Raw genomic sequence first — 14,070 nt, 5'->3', positions numbered from 1 at the left:
CAATCCGAGGGGAAGATCCGACCCGAACATTGTGATCTCGCGGCGGTTGTGTACGTGCGGCAGTCCTCGAAGCAGCAGGTCCTCGACCACGGGGAGTCGACGCGGTTGCAGTACGCCCTGGTGGAGCGGGCGGTGGCGTTGGGCTGGGCACGCTCGAAGGTCGTGGTGATCGATGACGATCTGGGGCGTTCGGCGGCGATCGCGGACTGTCGGCCCGGTTTCGCCAAGCTCGTCACCGAGGTGACGATGGGACGGGTCGGGATCGTGCTGGGCATCGAGATGTCCCGGCTGGCCCGGACCGGCCGGGACTGGCATCAGCTGCTGGAACTGTGTTCGTTGTCGGGTGCCCTGCTCGCGGATGCCGACGGGGTCTATGACCCTGGTTTCTACAACGACAGGCTGCTGTTGGGGTTGAAAGGGACGATGGGCGAGGCGGAGCTTTACCTGATCAGGCAGCGGATGGCTTCCGGGCGGCTGGCGAAGGCCGAACGGGGGGAGCTGGCGATCCCGGTGCCGATCGGCTACGTGCGCCGCTCGTCGGGCGAGGTCGTGGTCGACCCGGACTCCCAGGCCCGGACGGTGGTACGGCTGGCCTTCGACACCTTCGACCGGTTGGGGACGCTCAACGCCGTGCTGCGCTACTTCGTCGACCATGGGGTGCGGCTTCCGGTGCGGGCCCACAGCGGACTGGAGAAAGGCGAGTTGCAGTGGCGTCGCCCGTCGCGGGAAACCCTGCAGATCATGCTGCACAATCCGATCTACGCCGGGTACTACGCCTACGGGCGGCGCCGGGTCGATCCGCGGCGGAAGATGCCCGGCCGACCGAGTACCGGACGGGTGGTGCGCGCGATGGACGAGTGGCTGGTGGCTCTCCCGGATCGGATGCCCGCCTACATCACGGCCGAACGGTACGAGGCGAACCTTGCCCGGATGGCTGCGAACCGGCAGATCGCCGAGTCTCCGGATGCCCCGCGGGCGGGACCGGCGCTGCTGGCCGGCCTGCTGCGGTGCGGGTTGTGCGGCGGCCATCGGATGACGGTCCGCTACCACACGCCGACCGGCGGCAGCCCCGCCCACAGCTACGTCTGCGGCTACGACAACGCCAACTACGGCACCGGCGAGGTGTGTCAGCACATCGCCGGACCCGCCCTGGACCGGTACGTGACCACCCAGCTGTTGGACGCGGTCGCCCCGGCCGCGCTGGAGGTCTCCGTCCAGGCCGCCGGGCAGGCCGAAGCCGAACGGGCCACCCTGGACACGCTGTGGCGTCAGCGGCTGGAGCGCGCCCGGTACGCCGCCGACCGTGCCCGGCGCCAATATCAGCTGGCCGAGCCGGAGAACCGGCTGGTCACCCGACAGCTGGAAACCGACTGGGAGGCCACGCTGGCGCAGGTCGACCACCTGGACGTCGAGTATCGGCGGTTCACCGAGACCCAGCCGCTCACCCTGACCGCCCGGGAACGCGACGCGATCCGCACCCTCGCCAATGATCTCCCGGCGGTCTGGCGCGCCCCGACCACCACCGCGACCGAACGCAAGGAACTGCTGCGTACGGTCATCGACACGATCACCGTGGCGGTCGTCGGCGACAGTGAACGGGTCGACGTCACCATCACCTGGGCCGGCGGCCACCACACCACCGGGCAGGCCGTCCGCCCGGTCGCCCGCCTCGACCAGCTGTCCTACTACCCGCAGCTGGTCCGGCGCGTCACCGAGCTCGCCGACCGCGGCCTGTCGAGCCGGCAGATCGCCGACCAGCTCAACACCGACGGCCTTCGCCCACCCAAACGCACCAACCGGTTCGGCCCCGGCCAAATCCTGACCCTGACCCGCCGGCTCGGCGTCCGAGCCCACCACCCCCGCGGCACCTGCACCGCGCTGACCGACCGGGGACCCGGCCAGTGGTCGGTCGCCGAACTCAGCTCACCGTCCACCTCGATCACGAAAGGCAGGAGGTGCACATGATGATCAAGATTCCGGTGGCAGACCTCGACAAGGTTGCCCATCTGGCGGAAGTGACCGCCGCCCCCGGACCGCACCCGGCAGCCACTGGGCATCCACGGCGCGTGGAAGCTGTACGTACCCCGGGTGGGATTCGAACCCACACTGTCGGTGGTTTGAGCACCGTCTCTCTGCCGTTGGAGTACCGGGGCCGGCGGGTGGAGCGTGGTCGAGCGGGCGGGGCCGCTGCGGAGACGACCGGGCGGAGCTGGACGAAGGGATCGTGATCGATCCGGTCCGGAACGTCTCGTCCACGACTCTATCCGGGTAGGGTGCGTTTCGACCTCCCGCCCTCCTCTGCTCGGGCAGGATGTCAATCTGACTCCCCTGCCCTGTCACACTAGGGTCACACCTCCGAGACCAGGAGTACGACTCGATGAGCCAACCCTCCTCGAACCCGCGCCGGGTTCTGATCGCCGAGGACGAAGCGCTGATCCGGCTCGACCTCAGGGAGATGCTGCAAGAGGAGGGTTACGAGGTTGTCGGGGAGGCCGGCGACGGCGAGATGGCCGTCAACCTCGCCGGCAAGCTCCGGCCCGACCTGTGCATCCTCGACGTGAAGATGCCCAGGATGGACGGGATCGAGGCCGGCGCGAAGATCGCCAAGGACCGCATCGCCCCCGTGGTCATCCTCACCGCGTTCAGTCAGCGGGAGCTGGTCGAGCGGGCCCGTGAGGCCGGCGCCATGGCCTACGTCGTCAAGCCGTTCCAGAAGAAGGACCTGCTGCCCACGATCGAGATGGCGATGAGCCGGTTCACGGAGATCGTGAGCCTGGAGGCCGAGGTCGAGGACCTGCAGGGCCGGCTCGAGGCCAGGAAGATCATCGAGCGGGCGAAGGGTGTGCTCCAGACCGAGCACAGCATGACCGAGCCGGACGCCTTCCGCTGGATCCAGCGGACGTCGATGAACCAGCGCAGGACGATGCGCGCCGTCGCCGAGGCTGTGCTGTCGGGCGAGGCGCTGCCAGGCTCGTGACGTCCCCGTTCGGGCCCTCCCCGGCCACGCGCCGGCCGGGGACCGGGTGAGCGACCCCTCCACGCCGGGATCAGCGCCGATCCCCGGCCCCGAGGACGCGCCGCAGCCGTCCCCCCAGGCACCGGAGCCCGCCCCGCCGGGCGCCTGCGCCCCCCTGCCCGAGCCGACGGGCTCATCCGCCCCCCTGTCGGAGGCGACGGGCTCATCCGCCCCCCTGCCCGAGCCGACCGAGGCCGACCGGCGAGCGACGCCGGGGTCCGCTCGGTCGTGGCGGGCCCGCGTGGGTCATGCGCGGATCGCACTCCTGGCGGTTACCGGCCGAATCGGCCGGTGGGCCCGGGCCCGGTGGCGCACCGGGCGCGGTCGGGCGATCCTCGCCGCGACCGTCGCCCTGATCCTGGCCGTGCCGTCGGCGCTGGGGCTCGTCCTGGTCACCGTCCTGCACGGCGACCGCGGCGCCGACGTCGCCGTGACCAGGGTGGCAACCCTCGGTGTCATGGCACCGCTCTCGGGTGATCTGTCCGCCGACGGAACGAGCGTGCGCAACGCGGTCGCGCTCGCCGTCGACGAGGCCAACGACTCGGGGGCGATCCCGGGCTGGCGCCTGGAGCTGTCCACCCGCGACGACCTGTCCCGCCCGGACGGGGGAGCCCAGGCCGCCGACGCCTTCACCGCCAACGACCGCCTCATCGGCGTCGTCGGACCGTTGAGTTCACTCGTGGCCAGGGTCGCGTTGCCCACGCTGAGCGCCGGGGGCATCCCGGTCGTCTCCCCGTCCAACGCCGACCCCGCCCTGACCGGCGTCGGCACCGACCCGCGCACCCGCCCCTACCCGACCTACTTCCGGCTCGCTGGCACCGACGAGCTGCAGGCGCGGGTGGCCGCCGAGTACGCGGTGCGAACACTCGGCCGCCGCCGCATCGCCGTCGTCGACGGGGAACCCCGCTACGGCACGACGCTCGGTGGCCGGTTCGCGGTGCGCTCCGCCGCGTTGGGGGCGACGGTCACGTCGGTCTACCAGGTCCAGGGGGACGATCCCGACGGGTCTGAGCTGGAATCGACCGTCGAGGCGATCGAGCAGGAGGCCCCCGACCTGGTCTACGTCGCCACCGGCGCGGCCTTCGCCGGGAAGCTGCGGACCCGGCTCGCCGAGGCGGGCGCGTCGATCCAGGTCATGGGCTCGGACGCACTGCTGCAACGCCGCTACACCGACGACGCGAAGTCGGCCGCGGACGGCGACCTGATCACCAGCCTGCTGGTCCCGCCGACGAGGCTTCCGGCCGCCGGTGCCTTCGTCGCGGACTACTCCGAGCGGTTCGGCGGTCCGGCGGACGACGACGGCAGCACCACCCCGAGCGGCGCCGACGGCACCCACGGGTCCGACTCCGGCCAGCGGAACCGCGAGCACGCCACCCCGTCGGCCGCCACCCACACTCCGCCGGCCACCCGCACCACGTCCGCCAACGGCACCTCGCCGGCCACCCGCACCTCGTCCGCCGCCCGCCCTTCCGAAGCGGCCGCGGTTACGGCGACGGGCGGCCAGCCGGCAGCGCCGCCGCGGGAGAGCCGCCATCCGGCGGCACGGCACCCGGCCGGAAGCGACGCCGCCGGAAGCGACGCCGCCGGAAGCGACGCCGCCGGAAGCGACGCCGCCGATGGCGACGCGGCCGCGGCGCAGCGCCGGCAGGCGGCCCACGACGCCGCCGTCGAGCTTGCCCAGCGTCGCGCCGAGGCCGTTCCCGCGGTGGCCGCCTACGCCTACGACGCGGCACGGACGATCATCCGGGCGGCGGCGACGGTGCTGCCCGGCCGTCCGGCCGTCGACGCGGCCGCCCGGCACGACATCGTGGCCGCGATCGGCCGCGGCTCGTTCGCCGGCGTCACGGGCTCCGTTGGATTCGATCGGTGGGGGGACACGCGCACGCCGAGCGTCGTCCTCTACACCGTGCTGGGGGGCCGGTTCGTCGCCCTGACAACCCGGGCCTGACCCGCGAGTCGGTTCCCGCGGCGCCGCCGGTCGTCGTACCCGCCGAGCGGGTGTGGTCGCGCGGCCCTACGTTCCGCCTCCACTCCAAGGAACTACTCAAGGCTACGACACGCTCACTACGGGCTTTCCTTGGTCGGTATCGCAGGCTAGGTTTCGTCGCGACAAGTCGTCGATCGGTTACTTGATTTCGCGACGACGGTTCCGGCGGACTCCGGTGCCCGGGGTGCCGACACCAGCGGCGAAGTGCTGCGGAAGGACGTGTCATGAGCGGTCCTGGACGGCGATGGGCAGTGCTGGGGGCCGCGGGGGTGCTGGCGGCCGTGGCCGCGCTCGGCGGGTGCGGCGGCTCCACCGCCGAGGTCGGCAAGAAGGAGTTCGTCATCGGCTTCCAGGGGCCGCTGTCCGGCGACAACCAGCAACTTGGCATCAACGCCTTCGACGGCGTAGTGACCGCCGTCGACCTGGCCAATCGGCGCGAGGATCTGCCGTTCCGGCTGCGGCTGGTCTCCTCGGACGACCAGGGCAACCCCGACCAGGGCCCGACCGCCGCGCAGAAGCTCCTCGACAACCCGGGCGTCGTCGCCGTCGTCGGTCCGGTCTTCTCCGGGCCGACGAAGTCGAGCGAGCCGCTCTACTCCCAGGCCGGCCTGCTGTCGGTGAGTCCGTCGGCGACGAACCCGGCGCTCACCGACCTCGGCTTCCTCACCTTCTACCGGGTGATCGCCCCCGACACGGTCCAGGGCGCGGCTGCGGCCGAATACCTGACGAAGGTGCTGAAGGCGACGAAGGTCTACTCGCTGGACGACCGCAGTGAGTACGGCATCGGCCTGTCCGGGGCGCTCGAGCAGGCGCTGACCGCCCACGACGTCACGGTCGTCCACGACGGCATCAACCCGACGAAGGACTACACCTCTCAGGCTACGAAGATCATCGATGCGCATCCGGACGTGCTCTACTACTCCGGCTACTACTCGGAGCTCGCGGCGCTGACGAAGACGCTGCGCAGCAAGGGCTTCACCGGGAAGATCGTCAGCGGGGACGGGTCCAACGACGACCAGCTCATCCGGGAGGCCGGCGTCGGCAACGCCGAGGGCACGCTGCTCACCTGCGCCTGCGGAGATCCGAACAGCGATCCCGCCGCGGCCGAATTCGTCGCCGAGTACCGGACGGTCAACAGCGGGGCGCGGCCGGGCACGTACTCCGGCGAGGCGTACGACGCCACCAACGCGATCATCGAGGTGCTGCGCAAGATCGGCCCGGGGGCCACCCGGGAGTCGGTCGCGGCCGCGTTCGGCTCCGTGAACGTCCCCGGCGTCACCAAGCAGATCCGGTTCCGCAAGAACGGCGAGGTGGAGGGGGCGACGGTCTACCTCTACGAGGTGCGGGACGGGAAGCGGACGGTGCTCGGCCCGGTCGAGTCACTCATCAAGCCGTAACGCCACGGCTGGTCCCCGGTCCCGCACCGCCGCGCCTGCGCCGGGTCCGTCCGCGTCACGCGGGGCGGACCCGGCGGTCTGCCGTCCGGGCTGCTGTGACCTTCGGGTCGCTGTGCCGTTCGGGTCGCTGTGACGTTCGGGTCGCTGTGACGTTCGGGTCGCTGTGACGTTCGGGTGGCTGTAGGCCGCAGACGGGGATCCAGGGTCGATGCCCCGGTCGGGGTTCGCACGACCGGGGATTCAAGGTTGAGGCACCCGGGATCGACTTTGGTGCCGTCCGGACCTTCCCCGCGTCCGGGCGTTGTCTACTCGCCCCTCCCGGGTGCCACCGGCGATGAGATTAGGCCGGTCCATGCATCTGGTCAATGCACCGGAGTGGTCCGGTGTGTCCGTTCGGGCATCCTCTTTGGTGGGCAGGAGAAACGGGAAATACTGCGATCAGGGCGATCCTTGCCCGGATTTTGTGTCCCGGGTGGCGGCGGTCCACTCCGGTCAGCGTGGGTCGGATTCGTTCCGACCGGCCGACAGGCCGCCGCGGATCATGCAGGTGAGGCGACAGGTGCAGGTCACGCGGCCGGCGTCGTCGGTGATCCGGATGTCGTAGGTGACAAGGGTGCGCCCCCCACGGATCCGGGTGGCGACGGCGGTGACGGTGCCCGAGGTCGCCGACCGGTGATGCGAGGCACTGATTTCGATGCCGACGGCCATCGAGCCGGGCGGCGCGTCCAGGTTCGCCCCGACCGAGCCCAGCGTCTCCGCGAGCACCACGGAGGCGCCGCCGTGCAGGAGACCGTAGGGCTGCCGATTGCCCTCGACGGGCATCGTGGCGACCAGCCGGTCGGGGCTCGCCTCGGTGAGGACGATGCCCATCCGCTGCTCGATCTCCCCGCGCGCGGCGTTGATCTGCGCGGCGAGCCGCACCGCGTCGGCTTCGGCGCGCCGGTCGCCGCCGGCGTCTGTACCGCCGGCGTCTGTACCGCCGTTCCCGCCGACGTCTGTGCCGGCGCCTGCGCCGCTGCTCTGGATCGCGGCGATGTCGTCAGCCGCGGGCGCGGCATCGGCAGCGGTCATGACCATCAGCCTAGTGCAGCCGCTCACCTGTTCCTTGCGGTGTCCGGTGACGGTCTGTGGTGGCAGCGCGGCGCTCGCCTCGCCGCCGGACGGCCACCGGAACCGCCCCGCGACCGCTGTGCAGGGGAACGCACCCACGGGCGTCGAAGCGCCGAGGCGACCCGGAGGCTGCGGAGGGAGGGCAGGGCAGGCCGCCCGAACAGTGCGGAGGTCGCGGTCACCACCGCGTGGTGCCGGGCGTGCAGTGGCCCCGCGCCGCGGCGGACCGCCCACAGGCGACGAAACTGTCGGACGCACGGCCTAAACTCGCCGCGTGTCCGTCACCACGTCGAACTCGCCCGCCGACCAGTCGGCTCCGTCCGCCGCCGAGGTTCCGCCGGCGGGGTCCGCCGCCGACGCGGGGTCGGTCGCCCAGGCAGGGTCCGCCGGCCAGGCACGATCCGCTGGCCAAGCACGATCCGCCGACGAGGCGGGGTCCGCCGGGGCCGAGTTGTCGACCGACGCGGCTCTCGCTGCCGGAGCCGGCGATGCCGTCGAGACGAGCGCGCCCGCGGCAGGTGGGTCGGCCGCGGCGGCGAAGCCCACGGCGGCGGCTCGGCCGGCGAGGGCGCCCGCGGCGAAGAAGGCGGCGCCCGCGGCGAAGAAGGCCGCAGCCGCAGCCGCAGCCACGGTCCCGCGGCTGTTGCTGCTTGACGGGCATTCGCTGGCCTACCGCGCTTTCTACGCGTTGCCGGTGGAGAACTTCTCCACCACCACCGGTCAGCCGACCAATGCCGTGTACGGATTCACCTCGATGCTCATCAACGTCCTGCGCGACGAGAAGCCGACCCACGTGGCGGTCGCCTGGGACCTGCCGACGCCGACCTTCCGCCACACCCAGTACGCCGAGTACAAGGCGGGCCGCTCGGAGACCCCGGCCGACTTCGTCGGGCAGGTCAGCCTCATTCATCAGGTGTGCGACGCGCTCGCCGTGCCGGGGGTCAGCGCCGCCGGCTACGAGGCCGACGACGTGATCGCCACGCTCGCGACCGCGGGCGCCGCGGTGGGGATGGACGTGCTGGTCGTGACCGGCGACCGGGACGCGTTGCAGCTCGTCGACGAGCGGGTCACGGTCCTGATGACCCGCAAGGGCATCTCCGACATGACCCGCTTCACCCCGGACGAGGTGCAGGCGAAGTACGGTCTCTCGCCGGTGCAGTACCCGGATTTTGCGGCGCTGCGCGGCGACCCGTCCGACAACCTGCCCTCCGTGCCGGGGGTGGGGGAGAAGACCGCGACCAAGTGGATCCAGCAGTTCGGGTCCCTCGCCGAGCTGGTGGACCGGGCCGACGAGATCGGCGGGAAGACCGGGGCGTCGCTGCGCGCCCATCTGGCGTCGGTCATCCGCAACCGTTCGCTGACCGAGCTGTCGCGCGATGTCCCGCTCCCCGTCGGCCCGGACGAGCTGCGCCTGCGTCCCTGGGACCGCGAGGCCGTCCACCAGTTGTTCGACACGCTGCAGTTCCGCGTCCTGCGTGAGCGCCTCTACGCCGCCCTGGCCACCGCCCCGCCGCCCGTGGAGGAGGGCTTCGAGGTCGAGCTGACCACCCTCGGCCCCGACGAGGTGGCCCAGTGGCTCGACGAGCACGCCCGCGGCGTCGGCCGTACCGGCCTGCATCCCCGCGGAACCTGGGGGCGGGGCACGGGCGTGCTGTCCGGCCTCGCGCTGGCCTCGGCCGACGGCGCCGCGGCCTGGCTGGACCCGACCCAGCTCACCCCGGCGGACCTGGCGGCGCTCGGCGGCTGGCTCGCCGACGCCCACCAGCCGAAGGCGGCGCACGACGTCAAGGGTCCGATGCTGGCTCTCGCGGAGCTGGGCCTGACACTGGCCGGCGTCACCAGTGACACCGCGCTGGCCGCCTACCTGGCCCTGCCCGGCCAGCGCTCGTTCGACCTGGCCGATCTGGTCGCCCGCTACCTGCACCGGGATCTGGCCGTCGAGCCGGCCGGCAACGGCCAGCTCACCCTCGACGGCTCCGGGGAGGCGGAGGAGTCCCACGCCGACGCGGTGCGGGCCCGCGCGTGCCTGGAGCTCGCCGACGAGCTCGACGCGGACCTGGAGCGCCGCTCCGCCGCGGTCCTGCTGCGGGACATGGAGCTTCCGCTGGTCACGGTCCTCGCCGGGATGGAGCGGGCCGGCATCGCCGCCGACCAGGATCATCTGACCGAGCTGCAGAAGCACTACGGCGGCGAGGTCACGGCCGTCGCCGCGCAGGCCCACGAGATCGTCGGCCGGACGTTCAACCTCGGTTCCCCCAAGCAGCTTCAGCAGATCCTGTTCGACGACCTCGGTCTGCCCAAGACCAAGAAGATCAAGACCGGCTACACCACCGACGCCGACGCCCTCGCGTGGCTCGCGGTGCAGTCCGACCATCCGCTGCTGCCGGTGCTGCTGCGCCACCGGGACGTGGCCAGGCTCAAGACCGTCGTCGACTCGCTACTGCCCATGATCGACGATGCCGGCCGCATCCACACCACGTTCAACCAGATGATCGCCGCCACGGGCCGGCTGTCGTCCACGGACCCGAACCTGCAGAACATCCCGATCCGCACCGCCGAGGGGCGCCAGATCCGGCGCGCCTTCGTCGTCGGCCCCGGCTACGAGACCCTGCTCACCGCCGACTACTCGCAGATCGAGATGCGGATCATGGCGCACCTGTCCGGCGACGAGGGCCTCATCGAGGCGTTCGGGTCCGGCGAAGACCTGCACACCTTCGTCGCCGCGGAGGCGTTCGGCCTGCCCGTCAGCGAGGTCGACCCCGAACTGCGGCGGCGCATCAAGGCGATGTCCTACGGGCTGGCGTACGGGCTGTCGGCGTTCGGACTCGCCAGCCAGCTCGGGATCGCCCCCGACGAGGCGCGCGAGCACATGGACGCCTACTTCGGCCGATTCGGCGGGGTGCGCGACTTCCTGCGCGGCGTGGTCGAACGAGCCCGCCGGGACGGCTACACCGAGACGATGCTCGGCCGCCGGCGCTACCTGCCCGACCTGACCAGCGACAACGCCCAGCGCCGGCAGATGGCCGAGCGGATGGCCCTCAACGCCCCGATTCAGGGCTCGGCCGCCGACATCATCAAGATTGCCATGTTGGGGGTGGACCGGGCGCTGCGGGCCGGCGGGCATGCCTCCCGGCTGCTGCTCCAGGTCCACGACGAACTCGTGCTGGAGATCGCTCCCGGCGAGTACGACGCGGTCGAGGCGCTCGTCCGCGCCGAGATGACGTCGGCATACACCATGTCGGTGCCCCTCGACGTCAGCGTCGGAGCCGGCCGGACCTGGGACGACGCCGCCCACTGAATGCCGGAAACGCCCATTCCCGGGGAGGTTGTGCCGATGGTCTGTATACGTTCCGGCCGGGATTTCCGTGGACGCGCGGCGGGCTATGTCCGGACATGGTCGCGTGGTGGCGGTGCAGGTATCGGACGCGGATGTTAGCCGCTGCGCCGCACCGGCTATGTTGAAGAAAGCCTGACCTGGATCTCGTCAGCGTCGCGGGTGGTGACCTCGGCACCGGGTCACCGTGGCCCTGGTGCGGCCCGCAATTCTCCGCCGGATATGTCGACCCAGCCGAATAGCCCGCCGTGGGACCGTGGCGGAATGGGCGGTCCGGGCCACGTCCTGTGGACCGGCCGGAGCGGCGGGGAGGGATGCGGTTCGTGCACAGCGGTCGTACGTTCGCCGACCGTCGGCGGTTCCTCGTCGCCGCGCCGACGGGCGCCGCCGCCCTGTTCCTGCTCGCCGCCGTCCTGCCCGGCTCACCGGGCCAGCTGCGCTGGGAGAGCTGGGTCGGCCTGCTGGTCGCGGCGGCCAACGTCGTGCTGGGACTGGTGGCGAGGCCGCGCTGGAGCTGGGTGCCGCCGTTCGCCGCCGCCTCGCTGGCAGCCGCCCTCGCCCTCGCGCTCGCCGGAGCCAGCGCCGGCAGCGACGCCGACATGTACCTGGTCTGGTTCCCCCCGCTGTGTGCGTATGTCGCTCTGGTGACGGCTCCCATGGCGGTCCTGGTGATCGCCATGATCACCGGCGCGCTTGTGGCGGGCGTGGCGGCCGGCGGCGACCTGGGTCAGACGGCGGGTCCGATGTCGGCGGCGCTCAGCACGGTCGTGGCCGGAGCGGTGGTGAAGGGCCTGTTCCGGGCGGGCCTGCTGCAAAGCCACGCCGATCCCCTCACGCACCTGGCCAACCGGGCCGGCACCCTCGAAGGTGGCGAGACCGCCGTGGCGGAGATCCAGGCGGAGGGTCGGGAGGCGATCCTGATCCTGGTCGACATCAACCGCTTCCATGAGATCAACGATGCGCTCGGGCACGTCGGCGGGGACCGGCTGCTGCAGATCATCGCGAGGACGCTGTCCGGGCTGCGGCCGATCCCGGCCTTCGTCGGCCGGGCCGGCGGGGACGAGTTCGCCCTCGTCTTCCGCGGGATGCCGGTCCCCTCCACGGTCGCGATGGCCGCCAGCCGCCCGGGAGCGCCCCTGCCGGTGCCCACCGCGGCGGAGACGAAGCGGCGCCGGGTGCTCGGCCGGCGGGTCCTGCGCCAGATCCAGGGCCCCTTCCAGGTCTGCGGCGTCGACGTCGAGGTGGACGCCTCCGTGGGGATCGCCGTCGCCCCCCGCGACAGCACCACCATGAGCGGGCTGCTGACCTGCGCCGACTCGGCGCTGCTGCGGGCCAAGCGCGTGGGGGAGAGCGTCGGGCTGTGGGATCCCGGCATCACCGGCGTGCGGCCCGAGGAGATCGCGCTGTACGCGCAGCTGCGCACCGCGATCACTCGCGGCGAGCTGGTGCTGTACTACCAGCCGCTGCAGTCGGCATGCTCGGGTGGGATCGTCGGCGCGGAGGCGCTGCTGCGCTGGCACCACCCCACGCGGGGGCTGCTGGCGCCCGGCGTGTTCCTGCCCGTCGCCGAACGCTCCCCGTTGATCGCCGATCTGACCCGCTGGGTCCTCGACGAGGCGCTGCGCCAGTGCGCCGCCTGGGCGGACGAGGGCCTGCGCCTGCCCGTCTCGGTGAACCTCTCCGCCCGGATGCTGGTGCTCGACGACCTGCCCCAGGTCGTTGCCGGCTCACTGGCGGCCCACGGCCTGGCCAGCGACGTCCTCACCCTGGAGATCACCGAGAGCGCACTGGTCACCCAGCCGACCCGGGCGGCGACGATGCTGAGTGAACTGCGGACGCAGGGAGTCTCGCTGTCCCTGGACGACTTCGGTACCGGCTACAGCTCGATGGAGATCCTCAAGACGCTCCCCTTCGACGAGGTCAAGATCGACCGGGGTTTCGTCACGGATGCCCGCGGCAGCCTGCCCGACGCCGCGATCGTCCGATCGGTGCTCGACCTGGGCCACCGGCTCGGGCTGCGGGTGGTCGGCGAGGGGATCGAGGACGAGCGCACGCTGGCGATGATGATCGACCTTGGCTGCGACCTGCTTCAGGGCGAGGCGATCTCGGTGCCGTTGCCGGCGGCGAAGATGTCCGAGCTGCTCCGCTCCCGGGCCGCGGCACGACCGTCGGCCCCGCCCACGACCCTGCCGCCCACGACCCTGCCGCCCACGACCCTGCCGGCCTCGGAACGCGCCCCCGCGGAGTGGGCCGGGGGACTGCCCCGTGGCGGACTGACGGACGGTGGCAAGGTGCCGGGGGAGGGGCGCGCCGGGGGTGAGACGGCCGGGGGTGGTGTGGCCGGGGGCGTGGGGTCGGCGGAGGCCGGGCGGCCGGACTCGCTCCCGACCGGGGACGAGGCGGGAGCCGGGCCGGGGGGACGCGGCCAGCAGCAGGGAGTGCCCGCCCGGTCGGGCCGGCGCATCGAGGGTCGACCCCCGTCGCGCAGCTGACCACACGGACCACCACCTCGCACGGCTGACCGCCCGGACCCACCATCGCGCGCGGGTCAGCGTGCGGCCGCTGTCCCCGGGGCGGTCGCCGGGGGGGTGGGCGCCAGCGACGCGCAGGCAGTTCGCGCGGTACGCCAGGTGTCGGCATCCACGCCAGGCGGGGCCGCGGTAGAGCCCGGCCCCGCACCACCGCCAGATCCGCCGCCGGCCCCCGTCCCGCCGCCGGCACCGGGTCCGCCGCCGTTCGGGGCGCCCGACGGCGGGGCGCCGGTCGGACGGGCGCCCTGCGCCGGGGCGTCTCTCGGGGTGCCGGTGCCCGGAGTCGGCAGCGTCACCCCGTTGTTCGCGAGGCAGGTCCGGTAGGCGACCATCGCCTCCCACGCGCCGGCGGCGGGAGTCGCCCCCGTGGCGGGAGTCGCCCCCGTGGACGGAGTCGCCCCCGTGGACGGGGTCGCCGACGGGGCGGTCCCCGACGAGGCCGCGCCGGCCGCCGCGTTGCTCCCGGCGCCCCCGCATCCGGCCAGCACCGCCGTCAGGGTGACCGTGAGCAGTGGCAGGATGAGCCGGTGTCGTCGCGTCGCGGCGCCCTTGCGGCCCGCGAACCGGGACATCCTGACGTGGTTCATGCTCCTCCTCGGGACAGCGGGACCGCCGGTGTGGCGACTGGAGGACACGCTGCCGGGCCCCGCTGTGGGGAGCCTGTGCCGAGGCTGGGTGTTTCATGCGGTTCGTGG

General features: G+C 72.5%; 8 protein-coding genes and 1 tRNA gene. 6 read left to right on the top strand and 3 right to left on the bottom strand.

Going from position 1 to position 14,070, the window contains the following annotated elements; all coding sequences use genetic code 11:
• The first annotated feature begins 54 nt into the window (after positions 1 to 54).
• Complete coding sequence (locus FRAAL_RS20205; protein ID WP_231861126.1) at positions 55 to 1,965, top strand: recombinase family protein; 1,911 nt, start codon at positions 55 to 57, stop codon at positions 1,963 to 1,965.
• A 115-nt stretch (positions 1,966 to 2,080) separates the two neighbouring features.
• Here the strand turns inward: FRAAL_RS20205 and FRAAL_RS20200 are convergent.
• Positions 2,081 to 2,153, bottom strand: a tRNA-Leu gene (locus tag FRAAL_RS20200).
• A gap of 224 nt (positions 2,154 to 2,377) precedes the next feature.
• Here FRAAL_RS20200 and FRAAL_RS20195 point away from each other — a divergent pair.
• The 3 genes from FRAAL_RS20195 (at position 2,378) to FRAAL_RS20185 (ending at position 6,400) form a co-directional block, all read left to right on the top strand.
• Positions 2,378 to 2,977, top strand: a complete 600-nt coding sequence (locus FRAAL_RS20195; RefSeq protein ID WP_011605735.1) for an ANTAR domain-containing response regulator — start codon at positions 2,378 to 2,380, stop codon at positions 2,975 to 2,977.
• Positions 2,978 to 3,257: 280 nt separating this feature from the next.
• Positions 3,258 to 4,964: a branched-chain amino acid ABC transporter substrate-binding protein gene (locus FRAAL_RS20190; protein ID WP_011605734.1), complete on the top strand. Its 1,707-nt coding sequence runs from the start codon at positions 3,258 to 3,260 to the stop codon at positions 4,962 to 4,964.
• Positions 4,965 to 5,227: 263 nt separating this feature from the next.
• Entirely contained in the window at positions 5,228 to 6,400 is a 1,173-nt protein-coding gene (locus tag FRAAL_RS20185) for a branched-chain amino acid ABC transporter substrate-binding protein (RefSeq protein WP_011605732.1), read from the top strand.
• Between the two features lie 492 nt (positions 6,401 to 6,892).
• On the opposite strand, the gene FRAAL_RS30985 is transcribed toward FRAAL_RS20185, so the two are convergent.
• Entirely contained in the window at positions 6,893 to 7,471 is a 579-nt protein-coding gene (locus FRAAL_RS30985) for a PaaI family thioesterase (protein WP_095212876.1), read from the bottom strand.
• A 682-nt stretch (positions 7,472 to 8,153) separates the two neighbouring features.
• Between FRAAL_RS30985 and polA the strand changes: the two genes are divergently transcribed.
• Together polA and FRAAL_RS20165 are read left to right on the top strand one after the other, a co-directional pair.
• Positions 8,154 to 10,808, top strand: coding sequence for a DNA polymerase I (polA, locus tag FRAAL_RS20170; protein ID WP_011605730.1), 2,655 nt, complete (start codon positions 8,154 to 8,156; stop codon positions 10,806 to 10,808).
• 350 nt (positions 10,809 to 11,158) lie between these two features.
• Positions 11,159 to 13,336 (top strand): putative bifunctional diguanylate cyclase/phosphodiesterase, encoded by a 2,178-nt coding sequence (locus FRAAL_RS20165; RefSeq protein ID WP_041939544.1) that lies wholly within the window; start codon positions 11,159 to 11,161, stop codon positions 13,334 to 13,336.
• Between the two features lie 56 nt (positions 13,337 to 13,392).
• Here FRAAL_RS20165 and FRAAL_RS20160 read toward each other — a convergent pair whose 3' ends face one another.
• Positions 13,393 to 13,962 (bottom strand): hypothetical protein, encoded by a 570-nt coding sequence (locus tag FRAAL_RS20160; RefSeq protein WP_050997192.1) that lies wholly within the window; start codon positions 13,960 to 13,962, stop codon positions 13,393 to 13,395.
• Positions 13,963 to 14,070 lie beyond the last annotated feature (108 nt).

Source organism: Frankia alni ACN14a (assembly GCF_000058485.1).
Taxonomy (GTDB): domain Bacteria; phylum Actinomycetota; class Actinomycetes; order Frankiales; family Frankiaceae; genus Frankia; species Frankia alni.
The sequence above is the reverse complement of the archived record's forward strand: the minus strand, read 5'-3'. Positions and strand labels throughout refer to the sequence as shown.